The organism is Yersinia proxima (assembly GCF_902170785.1).
Taxonomy (GTDB): Bacteria; Pseudomonadota; Gammaproteobacteria; order Enterobacterales; family Enterobacteriaceae; genus Yersinia; species Yersinia proxima.
This window is the reverse complement of sequence record NZ_CABHYG010000011.1, coordinates 200,753-223,369: the sequence shown is the minus strand read 5'-3', so window position 1 is coordinate 223,369 and position 22,617 is coordinate 200,753. Positions and strand designations below refer to the sequence as shown.

Below are 22,617 nucleotides of genomic sequence, written 5' to 3'. Positions count from 1 at the left end.
ACGATCTCGGTTTTTCATTTCATCGCTAGCTGACATTCTAGCGATGAGGTCTATCCGTTCAAGTAGAACTAGCCCGTCTAAATCCATCACCTAATAACCTCCCAGCACCACGCGTACTGTGTTTATATACAGTATACTATGCATTTTTTAAGAAAACTTCTATATAAATCTATGGTTTTACTTAAGTAAAAAATCTTGGTTTAAAAAGCAGCCTGTTGAACAACAAGCCTTTTATGCATAAAAGCAGTGAACACAGCGCGTCACATTACATATTTAATTTTCAGTGTGACGCGTCACAACGGTTTAATTGCGCTAATCAATAGACTGTTGATGCCTTTGGTTTGCCAACATGCCGCCTCACCGCGTAAACAACACCCATTCGGATCACCCGGCAAGGTATCGCCACATTTGCCGCAACATTGTTTACCCAGTTCAGCCAGTTGCTCTTTTAGTCGCTGGTTATCTTGTCGAATCAGGAGCGCGATATATTCCGGTAAATCGTAGGCTGGCCGGAACAGACGTCGGGCGGCCATACCCTCGGTCAGCATGGCGTGTTCTTCTGGCTCAAGCCGGGCGCGAATTTCATTGATACCGGCGGATTTATCACGCTGGCGCTGTGCCTGTTTGCGGGTAGTGGCGTCGGTTTTAGTCATGGTTTCTCTCTCAGGTAGATTAATCATCGAATTCCGGCCAGTCGGACAAGGCCGGATATTGAATAACAGTGTCATCGAACGTCATTGAAGCCCCACGGGCTAACGATTCCAGCTCCCAGCGCTGGACGCTGATATCTTTCAGCAGTAAATCATTGCGAATTTGGGAGATGCGCTGGCGTTCTTCGCGGGTTAAGCGGGCAGATGGCGCAATAATTCGGCCCTTGGTGGGGTCATAACTGCGTTGTATCTTGCTTATCGTTGGCTGTTTCTCTTTAACGCGGGCCACAATCGCCCTCACGGCGGCAGTGTCCGACCAGTCAATAACGGCGTCCGGTGGGTATTCCATCGCCACCACAGGCGTTTCAGCCTGCCCGCTGGGGTCATTTGGCGCTTGGGTGTTTCCACCTAACCCACAGTTATTGACAGGACTCCGAGGCGCGCCAGAGGCGCTTTTCAAAGTCAAAAGCTCAACGTCAACGGCACCAGCAACGATGCGCCATTGGGTTGTGCGGGTTTCATGAATATGGTCAGCGCCCAAGTGAGGCGCATAGATACCGACGACTTTCTGTACTTCTTCATCGTAGGCGTTCAGCTCATCGGCGACGCGCTTGGCTAACCGGACGGTCTGATTACCGCAATTGGTGCCACCTTGCGCCATGATGTAGGCCGCAAAATCACCCTCGTCAGCCGCATGGCGCACGGCTTCCACGGTTTCGTCGAAAGTCTCGGCCAGACTAATAGAACGGATACGGCGACACTCGCGATAGACTCCCATGGAGGGAAGCCCAATCGGGCGAAATTGAGGGATGCGCCACGTTGCCGCCCACGCTGTTACCGCCGCAGCGGAATCGGTTAGCAGCTCACCGGTTTCATGGTCGCGTTCACCCTCAAGCGCATAGCCGTCGATATTCTTGGCAATGTATTTAGCAATGTAGCCAGCGGCCCCGCCTTTGTTCATGTGCTTACACTCAAAGCGATATTTATCAGCCCCACGCTCGTCACCGTCTTCTTTCAACGCATAGCGGCGCATGATGTCGATAACCTGCTGGCGCTGGCGGCGTTGGCAAAACAGCATCATGTGCCAGTGCGGTGTACCGTCATGGTGTGGCTCAACTACGCGCATTCCGTAGACGCTTAATTCGTTGTCTTTAAAGGCGGTGCGCATCTTGCTCCAAATCTTGCAGAGATAGCGCTGGCCGTCTTTGGGGGAATAGGCTTCATTATTCCACTTATGATTAAGCTGGACTTTCTCGTTGTCGCCTTTCCCCACAACGCGGGTCGGGTGATATTTTGACGGGGTGGTGATGGTCAGGAACATGCCGACGTGCTTTTGCCCGGCAGCATATTTTTCCGTGAAAGCGATGGTGTTCATTAACTCCATGCGGCGAATTTCTGGATTAGAAATACTCGCCATCACCTTATCAATCAGGTCGATGCGTTCACCGGTTTCAATATTTTCTAACTGGCAGCTTTTGAGATATTCCAGATTAGATTGGCGACGGGCGAACACTTCGCGGATAGCCTGCTTACTGGCATATGAAGACGCCGATATATCCCGGCTAACATTACCGACAGCAATCAATAGCGCTTCCCGCCAGCGGGTACGCTGTGCTTTGAGTTTGCGCTCCCACCATTCGGGATTAACCAGCCGTGACAAACTGGCAATAGCTGAGGTGATATCTAACCGACCTTTCAGGTATTTGCGCCAGTGCATCGGGGTGATATTAAAAGCGCGCGCCATTCTGGCAAGATCGCCGAATATCCGTACCTGCGTATCGGCCTGCAATAAAACGGCCCTGTCACCCTGATTAGCCTTAATGCATTCATCACAATGATGGTTGTACGCCACCATTAGCTCATCACCGATTTTGCGGGCAAAGCGGCGCAGCTCTTTATCATGCATACCCGCTAGGCTGGCATAGGTTGGGGCATCAATGGAAAAGCTCATTGATGCACTGAGGCGCATAACATTTTTGCTATTGACCACCTGAATACGCGGCCAGATACGCTGGTCAAAGACAAAAACCAGCCATTTATTAGCGTCGTTTAGCCCTTTATTGGCTAACAGGTATTGATAGCGAGAAATAAACTGGCTACGCAGGAAGTGAGGCAGATTATGGATATTGGCTAAAACGGCTTGCCCCTGAATCAGTTGTTCACGGGTAAGCGGTCTTTGAATGCCGGACAAGGTTTCGCGCGGTTTGCTACCGGGATAGGCATAAGCAGGAACAGCAGCGCCGCTGCCCGGATAAGGCAGCGGCGGAGTTGGTGTAACACGGCCACGAATAAAGGTGCTCACTCGTCACCCGCATCATGTTCGAACCGATTAGCAACATCTTCCAGCGCAGTACGACGGGCTTTAATCTCAGTTTTCTTTTGCTCCCATTCATCCCAATCAATTCGACTGGATATTTTTTCCTCAACAAGTTGATTTAGATAGCGAGGCTGCAAAGCATCAAGCTCCCAACTTGAGCGGCCATATCTTTTGATATATTGAGCAAAACGAGAGTCCGTTGTTTTCGCCGGGTTTTCAGGCGGGTTAATTTCTTCAACCTGTTCCATATTTAGTGCGATTCGCTCAAGGGAAACCAGAGCGGAGGTATAAGTAAACATATCTAATCGGCCAGCTAAATCCCGCGTCATATCAATGCCACTTGGGTCATGGTCGCCAAGGTGCAAAATATGGCAGTGCTGCCGCAAATTGGTTGCAGGAATTAAATGACTTTGAGCAAAATCATACAAAACGGAACCTGACGGATAACCACGTGCAGCAAGTAAAGGCACGTCATACCGATTGCAAAGCGACTCAAGAACGCCGACCAACGCCTCTTTTTCGATAATGACAAAAAGCCGCTGTGATTGATTACCCCATAAATCCTCATGATACTGCTCAGCACTAGCACGAATAATCTCGCTAGGACTATTCCAGTGACTCCGGGTAATAAAATCTCGCGTCCTATCCTCAAGACCAGACCAATCAATCAAGCCCGCGAGCTTCGCGTCATTAATCAGCGAGGCAATACGTTTATAGCTCTGTAGCGTGTTCTCAATCATGCCACGCGCCACAAGTTGGTAATAAACCTGACGCGTAGTTAATCGATACCCCTGCTCTTGATATTCCGTCACAATATCGTCAATGGTATTAATCATTAATGTTCGTTCATCATTAAAGTTTTTATATACAAAGCATTCAGTAGCCATAATTACAGCCCATTAACTTTTAAGGTGAGACACAAAATCACCAAGCCAGCACCGCAAATAGCTGGCAACATGACGTGAAAGAAAATCCAGATACTTAATTTCATTGCTTCACCTTGGATGATGGTGAAGAAAACGCCTCTTGACATAACTTACCAATGCGACCAATTTCATTACCCAATGACGCAAAGCTATTAATCTGCGCTTCACCTATATTGCGCTTTATTAATCCCTCGACCAGTTGGGCAATAGTTGGATAATAAGCAATTGGCTCTAAACGTTCCTGCCCCTCACTTTTACCTTTTTGGCTTACTTTTACTTCATTAAGAATAAATTGCAGACTGTCAGAAGTAACAATGTGTTTTTCACCAATTTTAATATGCATAATAAATCCTTTATTTAGGTAATAAGTTAGGAGAGTGAAAATCTTTAAATCCTTTCTCACATAATTCAGCAAGGCGTTTAGTTTCCTCAACCAACGCCGAAATAGAATTAACGCCAGAGCGATAAATACGATGATGAATTAAATCACTTACCAAACTAACTCTTGTCGGATAATGAGCAATTACGGCTAACACCCTTTCATTTTCTTTGGTGAATTTAATCTCGTTAAGCACGAGGTTTGGAATGCGATTTAGAGTTCGGGTTGGCTCAAGCAACGTAATTGCGTAACGAGCATCAATAATGATTTCATCAATCATCAATGTTGCGCCTGCGCTTGGTTAAGAATTCCCTCGGCTATTTGATTAAGCAGCTCCGCCGCCTCTACGCCGTTCAATTCTCGGTTTAGGATTTGATTAGCAATCTCATCCAAACGAAATGAAACCAGCGCGGCCTGATTCTTTCTTTCATTCATGCGCGCTTCATTGAGCATTAGCTCCATTGATTCAACTGACGTCATTGTGATTGTGCTCTCACTGCCCGGCTTTGCGGGGTCTACGAAAACCCATATATTCTGTTCTGTATTCTGCATAGATAACTCCTGTTTTTAGGCAATACGAAACCCGGCGAGTAGAACGCCATATATTGCGATGATAATTAATTAATAATATTCAGCGCGCAGTCATCATTACTGACAAACGACGGCAGCGAACGAGTAAACTCAATTAAGTAATTTAACGCTTCAATAACAGATTCTCTTTCTGCTGGAGTTAACTCTGAAAATTGCATATTCACATGGCGTTTTTTTAACCCTGCATGAAAACAAATTGTTTTACGCAAATGTGCCGGTGATTTGTCAAAAGCCTCCTGAGCAACATTCTTTCTATTACGGAAATGCGTTTCTTTTAATTCAGCAATACGAGCAATACCCGTCATTCTTAATTTTTCAGCTTCCGTTAATTGCAGCATATAACCCCCAATCAACGTCCGAACAGACGACGTAATATTGGCGTCTTCTTTGCAGAGGACAATTCTTGTAAAAGCACCTTTTGATTACTTCCCGGCTTCCAGCGCTGGCCGTTCTTCAACTCCAGCACACCGTGACCGAAATGGCGCAGGTTTACCGGGCTTTGCTGTTTTAACAGTGGAGCAATAGAAATAATCATAAAGACACCTCAACTTAAACCGGCGACAGCACTCAAGCCGCTAATAACATCAACGGTTGAAGCAAGCGCAGGGGTTGACTGAATGCGACATTGCACTGTCAGGCCAATCAGTGACAGGTGGCGAATCGCAGTATTGACGGTATCCAGTAGCGATGATTTACGGGAAGCGGTCTTATGATCGCCTTGAACAGCAGCAGCGGCAATTAAGCCAACAGCAGCAGTAGCATGTAACGCATAAGTTGGGATATTACCGGCACAGGCTTCATTGACTGGCACCGATGGCATGCAATTGATTTGCGCCAACATAGCATCGATAAGGCTGGCGTCTTCTGTTGCGTCGGTGATAGCAAGCAATTCAGTAACAGTAAGGTGGTGCGGTTGCTCCGGGTTGAGCTTATTCCGCAACGTTTGTGCATTCATATCCAACAGTTTCGCCAACTGCGTCAGATTGTGACGCGTTGGAAACTGGCGGCAGGCGTTGTCAAAATGCGGATGTTTAGAAACAGAAAAATCAAACATGTTTTCACCTCAAAATTCACTTAATGTGAATTACGCACCAATGACGATTTGAAAACGGGAATGACCAAGCGCTTTTCTTGCTTCTAGTTCTTTATAACGAGCATAAAGAATCTTGATAGGGCCGCTAGCCCGCTTGTTTCCTTTCTTTATAGTGCGTGGCTCAATGGGGATACAGGCGTCGTTACCAGTTGTACGACGATAAACGGTGCGAACAGAAACCCCCTCAAGGGCTGCAAACTCTTCTGGAAAAACGGTTTCACGTGGGATCTTGATTGTAATGAGTGCTGTCATAATGCATTATTCCCGGTTAGAAAATATTTGCCATTGATTGCCACGGTTTGCCAACTTTTGCCATCAATGACTTTAGGCTTGACCGCAATCCTAATGCGTAACGACGCATTGGTCAATACGGAGTGACGTATTAATTATGAATATTGATGATGGAATCAGTAACGAGGATGTTTTAAACAGAGTCTGCGAGGCTTACGGATTTAGTCAGAAGATACAGCTTGCGAGACAATTCAATATCGCAGCCAGTTCCCTACAGAATCGGTATACGCGTGGAACTATCTCTTATGATTTTATTGTTCACTGCTCCTTAGATACCGGCGCAAGCATTCACTGGTTACTCACTGGGAATGGGCCGAGATTTAGCGGTGAAACCCCTAAATATGAAGTGTTAGAGCTAAAAACATTCACTTTAAGTGAAAGTAAGTTAGTCGAAGATGGAATTTTGAGTATCGACCCAAAACTATTTGGCAAAGTGCTAACTCACCCGCAATGTGTTAAGTCCGATGGTAAGACACATATTATAGAGCTAGTTGCATCTATTTCAGATGGATTGTGGCTGGTAGATATTGAGGGTTCTATCAGTATCCGCGAGCTAGCTTTACTTCCTGCCAGGAGGCTCCATGTTACGGGTGGTAGGGTGCCATTTGAATGTGGCATTGATGAGATTAAAACACTTGGCCGCGTTGTTGGGATTTACACCGAGGTTAACTGATGGCAATCAGAAAACAGGCTGATGGATGGTGGCTCTGTGAAATTTACCTTAATGGAGCCAAAGGTAAGCGCATTCGTAGAAAGTTCGCGACAAAAGGCGAAGCTATTTCCTTTGAGCAACACACTGTTCAGAAACCTTGGCACGATGAAAAAGAAGATGAACGGACTCTAAAAACGTTGGTTGATGCATGGTTTACAGCACATGGTATAACACTAAAAGACGGTGAAAGGCGGCAGCAAGCAATGCATCATGCTTACGAGTGCATGGGCCAACCGCTAGCAAAAGATTTTGACGCTCAGATGTTTTCACGGTACAGAGAGAAGCGCCTAAAAGGCGACTTTGCCCGTTCTAGCAGAGTAACTAAAGTTGCACCGCGCACTATAAATCTAGAGTTAGCATATTTCCGAGCAGTTTTTAACGAGCTAAATCGTCTAGGTGAATGGGCTGGTGAAAACCCGCTTAAAAATATACGCCCTTTCCGTACTGAAGAGAGTGAGATGGCTTTCCTCACTAAAGAGCAAATAGCCCACTTGTTGCTTGAGTGCGGGCGAGAGAACAACGCTGACTTGGTGAATATTGTAAAAATCTGTCTTTCTACTGGCGCCCGCTGGTCTGAGGCAGAAGAACTAAGAAGTAGCCAAGTTAATAAGTATAAAATCACTTATACCAAGACCAAAGGTAGAAAGAATAGAACCATTCCTATTAGCCCTGAAATATATGATTCCTTACCTGAGAAGAAAAAAGGACGTCTTTTTACTTCATGCTATGGCGCATTTCGCTCAGCCCTAAATCGCACAGAAATAGAATTACCAGCGGGTCAATTGACCCACGTATTACGCCATACCTTTGCATCACATTTTATGATGAATGGCGGTAATATACTGGTATTACAACGTGTACTTGGACATACCGATATTAAAATGACTATGCGTTACGCGCACTTTGCACCAGACCATTTAGAAGAAGCAGTGAAACTTAATCCGCTGGCAATGAGTGGCGATAAAGTGGCGATAGAGATTGTATAATCTGGCATTTCTTGGCAATTAATGGCAATCTATGTCACTGACATATATCATAATTATATGATTTATATAGATATAGTTAGATACTCATAATCGCTTGGTCACTGGTTCAAGTCCAGTAGGGGCCACCAAATTTGTAAGGAGTTAGATGAGCAATCATCTGACTCCTTTTTATTTGGTTCGAATAAATCATTGCACTACCCAAGATAATCATCATAAAAAAGGGGCGCAGCTCTCACTGTCACCCCAAACGTCAAAGAAGAATAATAGGATTTAAGGATAAATTTTATATTTCTCGCGTAATTTCAGATAATTATCAAGATCAGGCTGCCAGCTAGATTCTAGATAATTCACAGTTTCATCGATAGTTAATTTCTTATTGTCTGCTTCTTTCATTAATTTAACCAGATTGCGCGTACCTGTTAATTTAGCCAACCATGTAGGTCGTATTAGAAAATACTTCTCCTGATGCTCCAGATAATTTGCTTCCATTTGAGCAGGGATCACCATGGAATAACCCGCATCTTTAAATTTAAACCACCATTCAACAAAGTAACGTATCGTCGGCTTAATCTCGGCTATATTGGTGGCAGTAAATCTTTCGCCACAGACTTCTTTTCCCGCTTGTGGCCATCCGGTTTTCTGTTGGTTAATATCAACATGATAGCAAGTATTGGTGTAAAACTTCTTGGATGGGAAACCCAATTGCTCAAAAGGATAGTCTGAACCTCGACCCATATTGACACTGGTTGCTTCAAATAAGCCCAAAGAAGGATAAAGCTGAATAGACAAATCACTGCGTAAATTGGGTGAAGGTCTTACTGGCAATGAATAAGGTGAATCATGCGTGTAATTTCCCATAGCAATAACAGTCAAGTCTTCAGGGGGAAACTGATAATCTTTGATACTAAATGAGCCCCAATTAGAATCATTGAAATGGGTTAACCAACCCTCATTAACTATCATCCGGGCAAACTCTCCCGATGTCAGACCATGCACCATAGGGACAGGATGCATACCAATTCCGGAAATATTTTCCTCTTCAAGAATTGGCCCATAAACATGATTTCCGAGCGGGTTAGGCCGGTCAAATACCATAAATTGCTTATGGTATTTTTGCAGGCTTTCCAGCATATGATGCATGGAAATTGTATAGGTAAAATAACGAACACCGACATCTTGTAAATCATAAATAACAACATCAACATCAGATAACTGCGTTTCGGTTGGGTGGGCGCGTGCGCGTCCATCTTTATCTATTCCATACAGAGAAATAATGGGGAGGCCACTCTGTTTATCGATATGATTATCATCCCCTAATCCAGCATCTTCGTTTCCACGTATACCATGCTCAACGGAGAATAATTTTGTCACTGTAAAATGGTATTTATTTTGCTCGGCTAACAATTTATCAATGGTATGACGCCCTTCCTTGTTAATCGAACTTTGGTTGACCATTAAACCAATACGTTTATTTTTAAGTAGTGGACCATAAACACTTTCCTGATCAACGCCTAAAATAATTTCTTGGGTAACGCTGGCATGGCCAAAGCTGACAATAAATAGTCCATACAGACATAATAATATTCGCAGGAAATTCCTCATCCCTAATATCTCGCTATTAATAAATTGATTTTTTGATATTTCTTATTAAGTATCAGAAATTGTGCCTCAACTCCACAGCCCAAAACCAAAAATTATTGCTGGTTTTGTTGCTGTCAGTCCAGGTTTGCTCTGGACGGTAATAGGTATCGGCAAATATTGATGTTTGTTTTGTCAGTGGGTAGAGCACCTGTAAACCATAACGGCTACGATTCTTTTCTTTATGTACAGTTTCATGATTATTCGAGTCACGGAAACTTTGTGTCCCTTTAACCAAGGCCAGACGCGTATAAGGCATAAACAAAAGGCCATTATCAAATTTATGGCGGTAAATTCCCCATAAGAAATGCTCTTTGTTATAAAGCGTATTGACCAATTGTTCATCAATGTACAAATAGTTTAACCAGAGTGAGTTTTTCTGATTAAAGGTGATATTGGCGCCAGCAAAATGCTCATTTATTTGGCTCCAATCTCGTTTGTATACGCCATAATTCCCTTTAGCACGAGCGTAGTCCAATTTACGATCAATCAGGCGAAATGATAAGCTGGCGTTAAAACTTAGATTCTCAGAATATTGATAATATGCCTGTGGGCGGATCCAGATTTCATGCCGCTCTTCACCTTTGCGAACATCCCCTTTGTACTCAGGGTCAGCCAATGCCGGGTTGCTTATTGATGGATAATGCCAGTTATCATTACGATAACCTAAGCGCAATTTCGTATTACCACTCTTACCATCGTAGGTGAAAGGAAAAGTTCTGGTGACACCAACCTGCCAACGTGTACGATCATACTCTGGATTATTATCCAGATATGTTTTTAAAAACTGAACATCATATAGCCACAGTGAGTCATTTTGATAGATATAGGCACCAACATAAGGTGAGGTTGCCATACTACCTTTAATAAACTTCCAACTTTCATCACTGTCTATCTCTTGTTCTGCACCTATATAAGTTTCGAAATTCCATGCTTTTTGTCGTAGTTTATCCTGTGCTTCTTTTTTTTCTTTTTCTATTTTTTGGATTCTTTCATTTAATTTAAAAATCTCCTGATCATAATCAGTTTCAAATTCATCTGCTAATACCGGCATGCATAGTGTTAAGGTACTAAAAACCACAATTCCATTTAATATATTCATTTTACCTTCCGATAGCTTATTATGTTGTTAGTCCATAACCCCGTGGAAAGAGTATTTGGCTATTATCAGGGGTTTTAATATCAACAGGCAATTTCCCATGTGGTTTGGCCAATACATCTAATTTCCCTTTTGGCCCCTGAAATAATGTTCTTAACCCACTACGGATATTAGTTTCTAAACTGTTTCGTACATTATTAGTCACATCGAATCCTGTAATACCATAAATAGCAATATTCGCCTTTACGCCGGATAGATAAGCAATATCGTAAGGGTTGCGACTAGATATGACGACCAGTGGAATATTGGCATTATTTGCCTCATCGATGATCCGCTGTGCATTAATGGGATCAAGTTTAAGATTATAAGTAGCAAGAATAATAAGGTCTTGGCCTTTAATCTGTTTGGCGATATCCTCAGAATTTGCATCACTCTTATCTAGTTTTATCACTTGATTTTTAATGGAAAAATCAACTTGAAATTCATTAGCAATATCATCAAGATGTTTGGTAATGAGTTCGTTGCGTGGTTTCTCGTCAGAAAATACCATTATCTTGTTTTGTGGCTTAATTTTATAGGGTAACACATTATCATTTTTAATTAACGTGATAGCCTGTTCAGAAATAAAGTTCTCAATATTCTTATGGTTTTTCGATGCGACAACTTTCTCCGCAATAGTGACATCATGTGGCTCAGGAGAAATACGCTTATTCAGTTTGGTGTAAATAACTCGCTGTGCTGCATCCTCAATACGTTTTTTAAGCACCGGATCTTTCATGGCCTCAGTTTTTAAATAAACATAAAGTGCATTGAGTTGTTCAATACTGTCGCGATTCTTAATTTCCATTGGCATTAAGACAATATCATTACCAGCCATAATGGCCTGTTTGATAGACCAGTTACGATCAAAGTTACTGGTAATCGCCCCCATATCCATAGCATCAGTCAGGATCAAGCCATCAAACTTTAGCTGATTGCGGAGGATGTCGGTCAGTATGGGCTTTGATAATGTGGCTGGAGTACCCACTTTTTCGCCCTTAATATTTGTGAGCATTGAATCATCCAGGGCTGGCACAACCACATGAGCAGTCATAATGGCATCAGTCACTGGCATAACTTCGACAAAGGGTTTCAGTTCGACTTGCTGCCATGCAGCTTTATCAATATTAACCGTCGGCAGGGAAAAATGGGTATCCGAGGTAACGTTGCCATGACCAGGGAAGTGTTTTAGTGAAGTGAGTACATTATATTTGTGGATGCCACTGATATAACTGCGGGCTAATTCCCCGACCAGTACCGGATCATTTGAATAAGAGCGTACGCCAATAACGGGGTTATTCTGGTTATTGTTAACATCAACCACTGGGCCAAAGTTAAAGTTAAACCCCAGGCTGGATAACTCATAACCATGGATACTTCCAGCCTGCTGAGCATACTTGGATGAACCGGTAGCCCCTAATGCCATATTCCCTGGCATTTCAGTCCCCACTCGTAGGCGGGTGACATACCCGCCTTCCTGATCTGTGCTAATAAATAGAGGGAGATTACTGCGCGCATTTTGAAGATTATTAATTAACTCGACTGTTTGTGGTGTATCAATCAGGTTTTCACGGAAAAGAATAATAGAACCTAAATGATAATCACGAATCATCTTACTGACAGAGTCATTTATTTCAATGAATGCTGCTTTATCGCCGTTATCAGTATGACTCCAGGATCGAATATCAACCATTAATATTTGCCCGAGTTTTTCTTCAAAACTCATTTGGGAGGTTATTTTTTCAGCCGAAATTTTCGGCGACAACCACATTTCTTTAAGTTGTGCATCTGGAATAACATCTGCGTAAGTACAGGTACTAAATAAGAGAATCGCGGGTATTAATTTTTTCATTAACTTTTCCATTAGCTATGTTTGTCGGGCGATTTTACTTTTTAACTCGTATAATAAAGTGATAATAATCACAGTTGATTGATTCGCCTTTTCGTACTAATAAGGAATAATAACATTTCTTTTTTGTGTGTTCATTTCAGAAAACCCGCCATATTAGGCGACAAGACAAGGAATAACTTTATTACCAGCAGGAATAGTTATTACAAAACAAATCAAAATGTAATCATTTAATAGCCATCAGAGTTACAGATAGTGCCTGATAAGATAGACATACCGAAAGTAACACAAGGCAATGAGGTAATTAAAATATATAACCTTCATTGCCTTAAAACTTATGAACCGATATGCTAACACATCAGTCATCCAGATTATTTATTGTCATACTCGCATTCAGAATCAAAGGCTTAGCCATTTCTTTTCGCTGCTGCATCAATGCCAGAAATATCAGGTCAGTGAGAGTATTTTGCGCCGTTCTGGATGATATTGAAGAACTTCGCCACTCATTTTCATCCGAAATACTTTCAAGGACATAATCAGCAATTTTAGCCAACGGCGAGACTTTACTGCCGGTAATCGCAATGACCGTTGCACCTTGTGCTTTGGCGACTGTTGCTGCAATTCTCATATCTTTTCTTCTACCCGTGAAGGAAAGAACAATTTGCACATCTTTGGGTGTAAGGGTCAGCGCTGCGGCAATCTGTACATGGAGGTCTGCTTCAACCAGAGTCATTATACCTATTTTTTGCAATTTATAGCTCAGGTCCTTTGCTGTAAGTCCTGACCCCCAGATACCCACTATTTGTACTCGCTGAGCAGTATTAATGAGTGAGATCACTTGCTGGAAAACAGAAAAATTAATTTTTCTTGTTGTTTCCATAATTGACGCCGTTTTCTCATGTGCAAGTTTTTGTGCCATCACCATCAATGAGTCTTCGGGTGAAATAGAATTATGCAGTGCTTTATGTGGATAGGATTTAAATAAGTTATTTCTGCTTAATTCTTCACTGATCGCGACTTTTAAGGCCGGAAAACCTTTCATACCAATCTTTTGACTAAATTTTACAATGGCCGACTGGCTGACTCCCGCATCTTCTGCAAACTGAGAAGAAGATATACTGAGAATAGACTCCGGATTATCAAGAATGTATTTTGCTATTTTTTGTTGGTTTTCTGCCAGTTCAGGTAGTAACCAGGTTATTTCATTCAGAATCGACATCAAAGGTTTCCCGTTAAAGATAATGGATTATTCCAGCTCAATACCTTTTATGACCAAGGCGTAACTGTATAAATATAATGAAGATAATTTATTAATTTATTCATTTTTATCTGTACTTATTCCTCATAGCCCCAGTGGTTAGAATAGGTTTTACCGTGACGAACATCACGTTTAATAAATAATTAATTACTTAACATCGCCGATAATTTAAATAAAAGGAAGTCCCCATGAAGATTAATCTAAGTTCAATGGTTACGGAAAGCCGAAACCCTGCCAGTTCTCAAATTGATACTCTTTCAACACTGGAGATACTCAAGGTTATCAATAATGAGGATAAAAAAGTGCCCTATGCAGTGGAAGAGAAGCTGCCCGAAATTGCCCAAGCCGTTTCGCTTATCGCCGAGGCGTTCGCACACGGCGGTAGATTAATTTACTGTGGGGCAGGTACATCTGGACGACTGGGGATTCTGGATGCTAGTGAGTGCCCACCAACCTATGGCACGCCACGAGAAATGGTTATCGGCCTTATCGCTGGCGGCAGCAAAGCTATTTTGCAAGCGGTTGAGAATGCAGAAGATAGCCGCGAAATGGGTGAGCAAGACCTGCGTGACCTACATTTCAATGCACGAGATGTGCTCGTCGGAATTGCAGCCAGTGGCCGCACACCTTATGTACTAGGGGCCATGGCCTATGCGCGCAGTGTTGGGGCTACCGTGGTGGCGATTTCCTGTAATCAGAATAGCGAAATGAGTAAAGCGGCAGATATCGCTATTGAGGCGCTGGTCGGCCCAGAGGTTGTCACTGGGTCATCACGGATGAAAGCCGGAACAGCACAGAAGTTAATCCTGAATATGCTGACAACCGGTGCGATGATCCGCAGTGGGAAAGTGTATAGCAATCTGATGGTAGATGTTGAAGCGACAAATGCCAAACTGGTGCAACGTCAGGTCAATATTGTTGTTCAAGCAACTGAGTGCTCTCCCGAAGAGGCAGAAGATGCACTTGATAAATGTAACCGTCACTGCAAAACAGCCATTATGATGATTCTGAGTGGTATGTCTGCGGAGGAATCAGCCGATATCCTTATAAAAAATAAAGGATTCATCCGTAAAGCGCTCCAGGAGATTAAAGTATAACCATGGCGAAAATAACCAGCACTACGATAGGCCAGATCTTACTCTTGATTGGCGGAAGTAAGAATATCATCGTTTGTGGAAATTGCATGACGAGGCTGCGCCTGACCTTAAAAGATCGTCAGCTGATACAACATGACAACTTAAAAACAATACCCGGCGTGATGGGGGTCGTTAACGGCGATGATCAGTTACAAATCATTCTCGGGCCGGGCAAAGCTCAAACCGCCAGTGAGATGATGAATAAGGTGCTGAGTTCTGAACCGCAGCAGTTACATGAAAGTGTTCAGGATGCAGATTTGCATGTGCTGGCCAGCCAGAAAAAACAGCAAATGAAAGCGAAACAACAAAGTGCTGTTCATAATTTTCTGACCAAATTCGCCACCATATTTACTCCACTGATTCCCGGATTCATTGCCGCAGGATTACTGCTGGGGATCGCAACATTACTCCAGCAAACACTGGCAGTGGATGGCGTGATTCAATCCCCATGGCTGGCGGCACTGATTGCTTACATGAAAGTGTTCAGCATCGGTTTGTTCACCTTCCTCAGTATTCTGATTGGCTTTAATACACAGAAAGCCTTTGGTGGGACAGGGGTCAACGGCGCAATTATCGCTTCGCTGTTTATTTTACGCTATGTACCGGAAGGCACTGTCGGCTACTACGGCGGCATGGAAAGTTTCTTTGGGCTGGCGATTGACCCACGCGGCAATATCATCGGCGTTCTGTTGGCCTGTATGTTAGGTGCCTGGGTTGAGCGGCAAGTGCGTCGTTTTATTCCTGATAATCTGGATATGATCCTGACATCAGCCATCACACTGCTGATTACAGGTGCAATTACTTTCGTTGCCATCATGCCAGTAGGGGGCGAGCTATTTAAGGGCATGTCATGGCTGTTTATGCATTTAAATGGTAACCCGTTCGGCACCGCTATTTTGGCTGGATTATTCCTGATTGCCGTGGTGTTCGGTATCCATCAAGGGTTTGTTCCGGTTTATTTCGCCTTAATGGACGCGCAAGGTTTCAACTCATTATTCCCGATTCTGGCTATGGCAGGTGGGGGGCAAGTGGGGGCAGCACTGGCACTTTATGTTCGTTCGCCAAAAGGCTCTGTCTTGCGTACACAGATTAAAGGAGCCATTTTCCCTGGGTTATTGGGGATTGGTGAGCCACTTATTTATGGTGTGACATTACCGCGCCTGAAGCCTTTTATTACCGCGTGTTTAGGTGGCGCTGTCGGCGGCTTCTTTATCGGTCTGGTTGCCTGGTTGGGGCTACCGGTTGGTTTGAATACGGTGTTTGGCCCATCGGGATTAGTGTCTATTCCACTCATGACATCAGGCCAGGGGATTTTCGCCGGAATGATGGTTTACGTGGTTGGTCTCCTCATCTCATATGCTGCGGGCTTTATTCTGACGTGGTTTTTCGGCCATAAGGATATTGATTTAAGCTAGTTGCGATGATTGATTTGGCCCTGCTGCACCGCAGGGCCGCTACCCAAGATTAAAGCGAACCTTTATATAGGTTATATCCCAACTGTTGCGCCACTGATGCCACCATTTTTTGGCCACGGACACTATTGCCTACCGGGTCAAGGGGCGGCGAAAATGCCGCAATCCCCATAACACCCGGCACTACCGCCAGAATCCCGCCACCGACACCACTTTTACCCGGTAAGCCCACGGTATATGCCCAATCTCCAGAGCTACCATACATTCCTTCCATGGTCATTTCCGCCAAAATAAATGGCGTATTGCTGGCCGTCAGCACCTGTTTTTTAGTCACAGGGTTGACTCCCGCCGCCGCAAAGGTTGCCCCCATGGTGGCCAGTTCAATAGTATTGAACAATGTTGAACACTGACGGGTATAAACGTCACAGGCTTCCATCGGATCACAATACATGGCCTGGGCCGAATAAAGCAGCCAGGCAATGGCTCGATTGTGAAAATTGGTAGTCTGTTCTGAATGATTAACTTCATCCGAAAGTGCAATGGGCGCGCCAGCCAATTGCTGCTGCATATCCAAAATACGTGCCCAGCGCTCTTCCCGGTTGCTGGCCTTAATCGCACTCACTGTCGACATCGCCCCCGCATTGACCAGTGGTGACAAAGGCTTACCATTATGCAGCTCTAACGCAATGACCGAGTTAAAAGGTAAACCGGTAGGGTCAGCGCCTATTTTGTCCTGTACCGCCTGTGGGCCAATATCTTCTAGCGCTAAGGCAAGAGAGCACACTTTCGAAATAGATTCCAAGGCAAAACGAAAATCGGCATCACCTTGCGAAATAATATCGCCATTAACAGTGACAATGGCTAACCCAGCAAGCTGACTGGGAACGCTGGCCAGATAAGGAATGTAGCTGGCATTCTCGCCTCCGGCGAGGGTGGAGTGTTGCGAATAAGCATCCTTAATAACGTGATTCAAGCGAGCTAGGTCAATAGTCATAATACTGACTCCAACACTTAATATTATTGGGCAGGAGGCCGAAGCCGCCCTGCATAGAGAAGAAAGATGTTAACTTTTCGGCGCATTGGTAGCCGGTGCGTTAATTGCTGCCGCAGCCGTGACGTCATTGGTATGCATCGCTGAAGTACTCGGAATACCTGGATGACCATTTTCTGCTTGCCAGGTAAATGGGGCAAAATCGCTATTTGCATCACGCCAGTGAGGCTTGCGAACGATATAAATCAAGAATGGCAAAATGACAAAGAACAGTGTGGAGGCGATCAGAATACCGACATATTCTGTTGGGCTACCTACCGTAATTTGACTGGGTGGAATAAAGCTGAATACGAAAGCCAGAATTGAGCCAATAAGCCCTGCTCCGCCAATAATCCACATGCCGATTGCCCCGCCGGGAATATGATATGGGCGTGGACGATTCGGCTGACTGTAACGCAGATAAATTGCAGAGCTGAACATCAGCATATACATGATGAGATATAAGATAACGGTCATTTGACTCATTATTTGATACGCCGCCTGCACCGAAGGTAATACCACAAACAGTATTGCCAACAAGGAAACCAGCAGAGCCTGTAACAGCAGAATATGGGTCGCCATGCCATTCTTATTGGTATGTTGCCACCAGCGTGGCAAATAACCCGCTTTCGCCACTACCAACAAACCTGAAGATGGGCCAGCAACCCAGGTCACCACCCCTGCCAGCACACCAATAGCCAAAGCAAAAGCAACCACTGGCCCCAACCATTCCAAATGAGCCCACTTGAACATATCATCGTAAGCCACCAACAGGCTTTGCGTCAGGCTAATTTCAGACTGTGGAATAATAAAGGCAATTGCCAGAGTTCCTAAGACGAAAATAAGTACCGTCCCCACGGCGGACAACATAATGGCTATGGGATAGTTTCTATTCGGGTTATCCACATCTTTAACATGGATGGCATTCATCTCCATACCGGCATAGAACAAGAAAATACTGGCGGCCAGCACCACATTATCAAAGTTGGTAAAATCGGGAACCACCTGATCCCAGGCTAATTCTATTTGTGGAGTCCCACCGCCAATTAAGTAAGAGAAACCCAGCACAATCAAAATCACCGCAGGAATAATCGTACCGATAATACCGCCCCATTTTGAAACTTTGGCGAATGTATCAACGCCTTTAAAGGCAATAAAGGTGGCGAGCCAATAAATAAATAGCACTATTCCCAAGACAAAGAATTTATTGGCAGACAGGGCCTCGTCCCATCGTTGTTCTGGGCCGATAAAGGCCAGTGATACCGCAGCAAATGTCAGTGCAGTGGGGAACCAGACGGTCACCTCAATCCACAACATAAACATGGCAAGAAAAGCTAAACGCGGGCCAAATGCTTCGCCAACCCAGCGAAATACCCCGCCTTTTTCAGGCCAGCCTGTGGCTAATTCCGCCGCTACCAGTGAAACAGGAATTAAGAAAAATACTGCAGCAAACAGATAATAGAAAATTGAACTCAGGCCATATTCGGCTTCAGCGGGTAATCCCCTGAGACTGACAACAGCCACGATATTCATGATAGCCAATGTTGCGATACTCAGCTTTTTGACTGGAACAGCAGGTTTACCTGTCCCGGAGCTATTATTCGACATAATTTATCCACCTTATTCACGGGCATAGCACCATCTTGAAGGTTAATAATCAGAATAAAGACCGCCACCCGGTTTATGTATGACTAAAACTATTCTGACTTGCCTCGCCTCCAAGGGATGGATGTTCACTTAGATATTTCAGTGAGGATTTAAAATCATCTAAGAGCAACCCTGCGAAATCCATCTCGAACCCACGACGGCACATGATGCGCATCACCACCACATCTGACATCTTGCCACTAAGGGTAAATGCCGGAACCTGCCAGCCACGCAGCCTTAAACGCTCGGAGAGGTCATAGAGGGTATACCCAGGTTTCTCCCCTTTTTTGATGCGAAAACAAATAGCCGGAATACCCTCATACGGGCCACCACTGCAATAGAATTCATAAGGCCCAAGCGGAGTTATTTCTTTGGCGAGGAATTCAGCTACCTGATAGCAGGCGCTTTGTACTTTGGTATAACCTTCACGCCCTAAGCGTATAAATTCATAATATTGGGAAATCACTTGCCCCGCCGGACGCGAGAAGTTGATAGCAAATGTGCCGACCTGCCCACCAAGATAATCGACATTAAATATCAGTTCTTCAGGTAACGCCGCGGCATCGCGCCAAATAACCCAACCACATCCCAAAGGTGCCAGCCCGAATTTATGCCCGGAAGTGCTGATTGATTTAACGCGTGGTAAACGAAAGTCCCACTCAATATCCGGCGCAACAAAGGGAGCTAAAAAGCCACCACTGGCCGCATCAATATGCATATCAATATCGAGGCCGGTATCTTTTTGCAATTTATCCAGCGCGTCATGCAAGGGTTTGGGTAATTCATAGTTGCCGGTGTAAGTCACACCGAAAGTCGGTACAACACCAATAGTATTTTCATCGCATGCTTCTATCATCCGTTGTGGATCCATAAATAATTGCCCTGGAATCATAGGAATTTCACGAATTTCCACATCCCAATAACGGGCAAATTTATGCCAACACACCTGTACCGGCCCACAAACAAAATTAGGTTTATTCGTTGACTTGCCTGCCGCTTCCATTTTTTTGCGCCAGCGCCACTTCATCGCCATGCCACCCAGCATGCACGCCTCTGAAGAACCAATGGTATTCGTCCCCACACCTTGCTCCCCCTTCGGCGTAGGGGCATTCCATAAATCAGCCATCATATTTACACAGCGCATATCTATTGCCGCTGATTGCGGATATTCCTCTTTATCAATCCAGTTTTTATTTATCGAAAGATCCATCAGTTTGTGGACATTATCGTCATCCCACGTCTGACAGAATGTGGCAAGATTCTGTCGCGCATTACCATCAAGAAATAGTTCATCACTGATGATTTGAAAAGCAATATCCTCGCGCATCTCCTCTTTAGGGAATACTTTATTTTCTGAAATATTACGAATCGCTTTAGAGCCAAAGCGAGAGTCTAATAAATCTGAGCGATAATCATCCAGAGATTTTCTAGTCATTTCCTACCCCTATCCTAATTGAGATAAATGTTCAATTAAAAATCAGTGAAATCAAATAACTATAAAAATTAAATTATTATTGAGTGCAGAAAATATATCGACAGAGCACTATTATGATTTCACATGCTAATAAACGTTAGCACTGGATAAAAAATGTGCCACTGCAAATACGAATATGTTTGTTTTATGGATGGATGATTATTGTATTACTTGCATGCTAGTTTCTATTTATTAAGAAATTTTATGCAGAGACTTTCAAAAATATATTTCTTCTTTTTTATCACTCAGATTCTGTGAATAAGACTATTTCTATAGTGAATTATTTAACGTTTAATCACTTTTTCCCGATGACAATCACTGGCATCCAGAACCTGACCTTGCTGTGAAGATACCGCCAATTTACTGATAGGTTGGCCACTCAGATTATCAACTAAAATAGAATGTTTCTCGCCCGCTGAAAATAGATGCTCTTCACCCCACTGGCGTAAGCTAACAATAATCGGGAATAATTGATGGCCCTTTTCAGTCAGCACATACTCATGATAGGCGCTGCCATCAGAGGCCGGAGCCACCCTCAAAATTCCGTGTTCCACTAAATCTCGTAGACGCCCCGCCAAGATATTTTTCGCCAATCCGAGATTGTTACGAAACTCGCCAAAGCGGCGGATCCCATCAAAAGCATCACGAATAATCATCAACGACCAGCGATCCCCCAAGATCTCAAGTGTTCTGGCAACTGGACACTCTTCTGCTTCGGTCTGGTCTTCACTCATTTTAGACATTCTTTGACTCCGGTCTGGCATGGAAAACTAGTTGCATATTAAAACCACCTCTGTTAAAAATCAATTAAGTGGTTTCAATTCGAAACCAGATTATGTATCAGGCATTTTATGTCCACTGTAAAAGAATCGGCAAAAAACCGTATCCAGCCATTACCGAAAACAGCTTTTACGCCGTACCTCAGCTCAATCATGATACTGCTCTTCGCGATGGTATCAGCCATGGCTGTTGCCAATGTCTATTTTGCTCAGCCTCTACTGGACATTATGGCGGGAGAGTTGAGCGTTAGCCCATCGGCGATTGGTCTGGTAGTCACTCTGACACAAACAGGTTATGCCCTGGGACTCATCTTCATAGTACCGCTGGGTGACCTTTGGGATCGTCGAAAATTAATTATTGGGCAACTATTGCTGTCTGCTGCAGCATTGATCTCGGCAAGTTTTGCCCCCACTTTTTCACTGCTACTGATGGCAATGCTGATTATCGGGCTGATGGCCGTTGTGGTGCAGGTGATCGTCGCCTTTGCCGCAACCCTGGCTCCCGAGCAACAAAGAGGAAAAGTGGTGGGTAAAGTCACCAGCGGAATTGTTTTGGGGATCCTGTTGGCGCGCTTTATCTCTGGTGCAATGGCCGATTTTGCCGGTTGGCGTTCAGTCTATTTTTGTTCCGCTGCCATGATGTTATTGATGGCGATAGTGCTCTATTTCGTGATGCCGTCCGCAGCTAAATCAGCTCCGTCATCCTATCGGCAGCTGCTACTTTCGCTGTGCGAGTTATTTATCAATGAGCGTGAGCTTCGCATACGAGCCACCCTCGCATTGTTGATATTTATGGCGTTTAGTGTGCTATGGACCGCAATGGTGTTACCACTGAGCAGCCCACACTATGCTTTGTCCCATAGCCAGGTGGGATTATTTGGGTTGGCGGGTGTTGCAGGGGCATTAGCTGCAAGCCACGCTGGGCAACGTGCAGATCAGGGGCTGGGGGAAAAAACAACACTGATTGCCTTGGCGCTGCTGCTGTTTTCCTGGCTTCCTATCGCATTTTTGCCCTACTCACTGTGGTGGTTAGTTATCGGCGTAGTGATATTGGATTTTGCCGTACAAGCGGTGCATGTCACCAATCAGAGCATCATATTTGCACTACGACCTGATGCCCAAAGCCGTTTGGTCGCAGGTTATATGCTGTTCTACTCGATTGGCAGTGCCATCGGGGCTATCGCCACAACTTGGGTATTTGCCCATGCTGGATGGTCAGGTGTTTGTATGCTTGGTGCGACAATAAGTGCCGTTGCAATCCTGTTTTTACATCTGACGTACAGGAAAGATTCCACATGTGTAATCAATTGA

23 protein-coding genes and 1 tRNA gene are annotated in these 22,617 nt (G+C 44.3%); 6 read left to right on the top strand and 18 right to left on the bottom strand.

The window, feature by feature from the left end; genetic code table 11:
- Positions 1–293: 293 nt before the first annotated feature.
- From FTB31_RS09895 to FTB31_RS09850, 10 genes are all read right to left on the bottom strand, one after another.
- The gene (locus tag FTB31_RS09895) at positions 294–653 is read right to left on the bottom strand and encodes a hypothetical protein (protein ID WP_227731376.1); all 360 of its coding nucleotides are present in this window, start codon (positions 651–653) and stop codon (positions 294–296) included.
- A gap of 19 nt (positions 654–672) precedes the next feature.
- The gene (locus FTB31_RS09890) at positions 673–2,952 is read right to left on the bottom strand and encodes a replication endonuclease (RefSeq protein WP_227731317.1); all 2,280 of its coding nucleotides are present in this window, start codon (positions 2,950–2,952) and stop codon (positions 673–675) included.
- A complete protein-coding gene (locus FTB31_RS09885; RefSeq protein WP_227731316.1) occupies positions 2,949–3,854 on the bottom strand; it encodes a hypothetical protein in 906 nt (301 codons plus the stop codon). Before FTB31_RS09885 ends, FTB31_RS09890 begins: the two co-directional genes overlap by 4 nt.
- Positions 3,855–3,954: 100 nt before the next feature.
- On the bottom strand, positions 3,955–4,236 hold the full coding sequence (locus FTB31_RS09880; RefSeq protein WP_227731315.1) for a DUF5405 family protein: 282 nt from the start codon (positions 4,234–4,236) through the stop codon (positions 3,955–3,957).
- Between the two features lie 10 nt (positions 4,237–4,246).
- Complete coding sequence (locus FTB31_RS09875) at positions 4,247–4,552, bottom strand: DUF5405 family protein (protein WP_061111902.1); 306 nt, start codon at positions 4,550–4,552, stop codon at positions 4,247–4,249.
- Entirely contained in the window at positions 4,552–4,824 is a 273-nt protein-coding gene (locus tag FTB31_RS09870) for a DUF2732 family protein (protein WP_227731314.1), read from the bottom strand. The genes FTB31_RS09875 and FTB31_RS09870 overlap by 1 nt, the downstream gene beginning before the upstream one ends.
- A 65-nt stretch (positions 4,825–4,889) precedes the next feature.
- Positions 4,890–5,201: a hypothetical protein gene (locus tag FTB31_RS09865; protein WP_227731313.1), complete on the bottom strand. Its 312-nt coding sequence runs from the start codon at positions 5,199–5,201 to the stop codon at positions 4,890–4,892.
- A gap of 11 nt (positions 5,202–5,212) precedes the next feature.
- Positions 5,213–5,398 carry a phage filamentation protein Fil family protein gene (locus tag FTB31_RS09860; RefSeq protein ID WP_019079165.1) on the bottom strand — a complete coding sequence of 62 codons (186 nt, stop codon included), beginning with the start codon at positions 5,396–5,398 and terminating at the stop codon, positions 5,213–5,215.
- Between the two features lie 9 nt (positions 5,399–5,407).
- Positions 5,408–5,917, bottom strand: coding sequence for a phage regulatory CII family protein (locus FTB31_RS09855; protein ID WP_227731312.1), 510 nt, complete (start codon positions 5,915–5,917; stop codon positions 5,408–5,410).
- 30 nt (positions 5,918–5,947) lie between these two features.
- The gene (locus tag FTB31_RS09850; RefSeq protein WP_042659705.1) at positions 5,948–6,211 is read right to left on the bottom strand and encodes a hypothetical protein; all 264 of its coding nucleotides are present in this window, start codon (positions 6,209–6,211) and stop codon (positions 5,948–5,950) included.
- A gap of 133 nt (positions 6,212–6,344) precedes the next feature.
- On the opposite strand from FTB31_RS09850, the gene FTB31_RS09845 reads away from it, so the two are divergent.
- The 3 genes from FTB31_RS09845 (at position 6,345) to FTB31_RS09835 (ending at position 8,073) form a co-directional block, all read left to right on the top strand.
- Positions 6,345–6,920 carry a phage repressor protein CI gene (locus FTB31_RS09845; RefSeq protein ID WP_061112020.1) on the top strand — a complete coding sequence of 192 codons (576 nt, stop codon included), beginning with the start codon at positions 6,345–6,347 and terminating at the stop codon, positions 6,918–6,920.
- The gene (locus FTB31_RS09840; protein ID WP_061112021.1) at positions 6,920–7,945 is read left to right on the top strand and encodes a phage integrase; all 1,026 of its coding nucleotides are present in this window, start codon (positions 6,920–6,922) and stop codon (positions 7,943–7,945) included. The genes FTB31_RS09845 and FTB31_RS09840 overlap by 1 nt, the downstream gene beginning before the upstream one ends.
- Positions 7,946–7,958: 13 nt before the next feature.
- Positions 7,959–8,073: transfer RNA gene (locus FTB31_RS09835), tRNA-Met, on the top strand.
- Positions 8,074–8,215: 142 nt separating this feature from the next.
- On the opposite strand, the gene FTB31_RS09830 is transcribed toward FTB31_RS09835, so the two are convergent.
- The 4 genes from FTB31_RS09830 to FTB31_RS09815 all read right to left on the bottom strand — a co-directional run bounded on the left by FTB31_RS09830 (position 8,216) and on the right by FTB31_RS09815 (position 13,789).
- Positions 8,216–9,547, bottom strand: coding sequence for an exo-beta-N-acetylmuramidase NamZ family protein (locus tag FTB31_RS09830; RefSeq protein ID WP_050077067.1), 1,332 nt, complete (start codon positions 9,545–9,547; stop codon positions 8,216–8,218).
- A gap of 52 nt (positions 9,548–9,599) precedes the next feature.
- Positions 9,600–10,685 carry a hypothetical protein gene (locus FTB31_RS09825; protein ID WP_077175233.1) on the bottom strand — a complete coding sequence of 362 codons (1,086 nt, stop codon included), beginning with the start codon at positions 10,683–10,685 and terminating at the stop codon, positions 9,600–9,602.
- A gap of 19 nt (positions 10,686–10,704) precedes the next feature.
- Positions 10,705–12,573, bottom strand: coding sequence for a glycoside hydrolase family 3 protein (locus tag FTB31_RS09820; RefSeq protein ID WP_175628096.1), 1,869 nt, complete (start codon positions 12,571–12,573; stop codon positions 10,705–10,707).
- A 355-nt stretch (positions 12,574–12,928) separates the two neighbouring features.
- Entirely contained in the window at positions 12,929–13,789 is an 861-nt protein-coding gene (locus tag FTB31_RS09815; protein ID WP_050077062.1) for an SIS domain-containing protein, read from the bottom strand.
- A gap of 227 nt (positions 13,790–14,016) precedes the next feature.
- Between FTB31_RS09815 and murQ the strand changes: the two genes are divergently transcribed.
- Both murQ and murP read left to right on the top strand, forming a co-directional pair.
- Positions 14,017–14,925 (top strand): N-acetylmuramic acid 6-phosphate etherase, encoded by a 909-nt coding sequence (murQ, locus tag FTB31_RS09810; protein ID WP_050077061.1) that lies wholly within the window; start codon positions 14,017–14,019, stop codon positions 14,923–14,925.
- Between the two features lie 2 nt (positions 14,926–14,927).
- Positions 14,928–16,379, top strand: coding sequence for a PTS N-acetylmuramic acid transporter subunit IIBC (gene murP, locus FTB31_RS09805; protein ID WP_227731311.1), 1,452 nt, complete (start codon positions 14,928–14,930; stop codon positions 16,377–16,379).
- Between the two features lie 49 nt (positions 16,380–16,428).
- Here the strand turns inward: murP and glsA are convergent, their stop codons facing one another.
- The 4 genes from glsA to FTB31_RS09785 form a co-directional block, all read right to left on the bottom strand.
- The gene (gene glsA / locus FTB31_RS09800; RefSeq protein WP_077175236.1) at positions 16,429–17,370 is read right to left on the bottom strand and encodes a glutaminase A; all 942 of its coding nucleotides are present in this window, start codon (positions 17,368–17,370) and stop codon (positions 16,429–16,431) included.
- A gap of 69 nt (positions 17,371–17,439) precedes the next feature.
- On the bottom strand, positions 17,440–19,014 hold the full coding sequence (gene gadC, locus FTB31_RS09795; protein ID WP_077175237.1) for a putative glutamine/gamma-aminobutyrate antiporter GadC: 1,575 nt from the start codon (positions 19,012–19,014) through the stop codon (positions 17,440–17,442).
- Between the two features lie 73 nt (positions 19,015–19,087).
- Positions 19,088–20,488 (bottom strand): glutamate decarboxylase, encoded by a 1,401-nt coding sequence (locus FTB31_RS09790; RefSeq protein WP_050077056.1) that lies wholly within the window; start codon positions 20,486–20,488, stop codon positions 19,088–19,090.
- Between the two features lie 323 nt (positions 20,489–20,811).
- On the bottom strand, positions 20,812–21,270 hold the full coding sequence (locus tag FTB31_RS09785) for a winged helix-turn-helix transcriptional regulator (RefSeq protein ID WP_050077055.1): 459 nt from the start codon (positions 21,268–21,270) through the stop codon (positions 20,812–20,814).
- Positions 21,271–21,378: 108 nt separating this feature from the next.
- Here FTB31_RS09785 and FTB31_RS09780 point away from each other — a divergent pair, with 108 nt between their 5' ends.
- Positions 21,379–22,617 carry an MFS transporter gene (locus FTB31_RS09780; RefSeq protein ID WP_227731310.1) on the top strand — a complete coding sequence of 413 codons (1,239 nt, stop codon included), beginning with the start codon at positions 21,379–21,381 and terminating at the stop codon, positions 22,615–22,617.

Excerpts from the sequence above, each read along its gene's own strand:
- FTB31_RS09780 (WP_227731310.1), top strand. The coding sequence starts at position 21,379 with ATGTCCACTGTAAAAGAATCGGCAAAAAACCGTATCCAGCCATTACCG.
- FTB31_RS09815 (WP_050077062.1), bottom strand. The coding sequence starts at position 13,789 with ATGTCGATTCTGAATGAAATAACCTGGTTACTACCTGAACTGGCAGAA.
- FTB31_RS09840 (WP_061112021.1), top strand. The coding sequence starts at position 6,920 with ATGGCAATCAGAAAACAGGCTGATGGATGGTGGCTCTGTGAAATTTAC.
- FTB31_RS09830 (WP_050077067.1), bottom strand. The coding sequence starts at position 9,547 with ATGAGGAATTTCCTGCGAATATTATTATGTCTGTATGGACTATTTATT.
- FTB31_RS09885 (WP_227731316.1), bottom strand. The coding sequence starts at position 3,854 with ATGGCTACTGAATGCTTTGTATATAAAAACTTTAATGATGAACGAACA.
- murP (WP_227731311.1), top strand. The coding sequence starts at position 14,928 with ATGGCGAAAATAACCAGCACTACGATAGGCCAGATCTTACTCTTGATT.
- FTB31_RS09860 (WP_019079165.1), bottom strand. The coding sequence starts at position 5,398 with ATGATTATTTCTATTGCTCCACTGTTAAAACAGCAAAGCCCGGTAAAC.
- FTB31_RS09820 (WP_175628096.1), bottom strand. The coding sequence starts at position 12,573 with ATGAAAAAATTAATACCCGCGATTCTCTTATTTAGTACCTGTACTTAC.
- murQ (WP_050077061.1), top strand. The coding sequence starts at position 14,017 with ATGAAGATTAATCTAAGTTCAATGGTTACGGAAAGCCGAAACCCTGCC.
- FTB31_RS09825 (WP_077175233.1), bottom strand. The coding sequence starts at position 10,685 with ATGAATATATTAAATGGAATTGTGGTTTTTAGTACCTTAACACTATGC.
- FTB31_RS09865 (WP_227731313.1), bottom strand. The coding sequence starts at position 5,201 with ATGCTGCAATTAACGGAAGCTGAAAAATTAAGAATGACGGGTATTGCT.
- gadC (WP_077175237.1), bottom strand. The coding sequence starts at position 19,014 with ATGTCGAATAATAGCTCCGGGACAGGTAAACCTGCTGTTCCAGTCAAA.
- FTB31_RS09785 (WP_050077055.1), bottom strand. The coding sequence starts at position 21,270 with ATGTCTAAAATGAGTGAAGACCAGACCGAAGCAGAAGAGTGTCCAGTT.
- FTB31_RS09870 (WP_227731314.1), bottom strand. The coding sequence starts at position 4,824 with ATGCAGAATACAGAACAGAATATATGGGTTTTCGTAGACCCCGCAAAG.
- FTB31_RS09845 (WP_061112020.1), top strand. The coding sequence starts at position 6,345 with ATGAATATTGATGATGGAATCAGTAACGAGGATGTTTTAAACAGAGTC.
- FTB31_RS09875 (WP_061111902.1), bottom strand. The coding sequence starts at position 4,552 with ATGATTGATGAAATCATTATTGATGCTCGTTACGCAATTACGTTGCTT.
- FTB31_RS09895 (WP_227731376.1), bottom strand. The coding sequence starts at position 653 with ATGACTAAAACCGACGCCACTACCCGCAAACAGGCACAGCGCCAGCGT.
- glsA (WP_077175236.1), bottom strand. The coding sequence starts at position 17,370 with ATGACTATTGACCTAGCTCGCTTGAATCACGTTATTAAGGATGCTTAT.
- FTB31_RS09790 (WP_050077056.1), bottom strand. The coding sequence starts at position 20,488 with ATGACTAGAAAATCTCTGGATGATTATCGCTCAGATTTATTAGACTCT.
- FTB31_RS09855 (WP_227731312.1), bottom strand. The coding sequence starts at position 5,917 with ATGTTTGATTTTTCTGTTTCTAAACATCCGCATTTTGACAACGCCTGC.
- FTB31_RS09880 (WP_227731315.1), bottom strand. The coding sequence starts at position 4,236 with ATGCATATTAAAATTGGTGAAAAACACATTGTTACTTCTGACAGTCTG.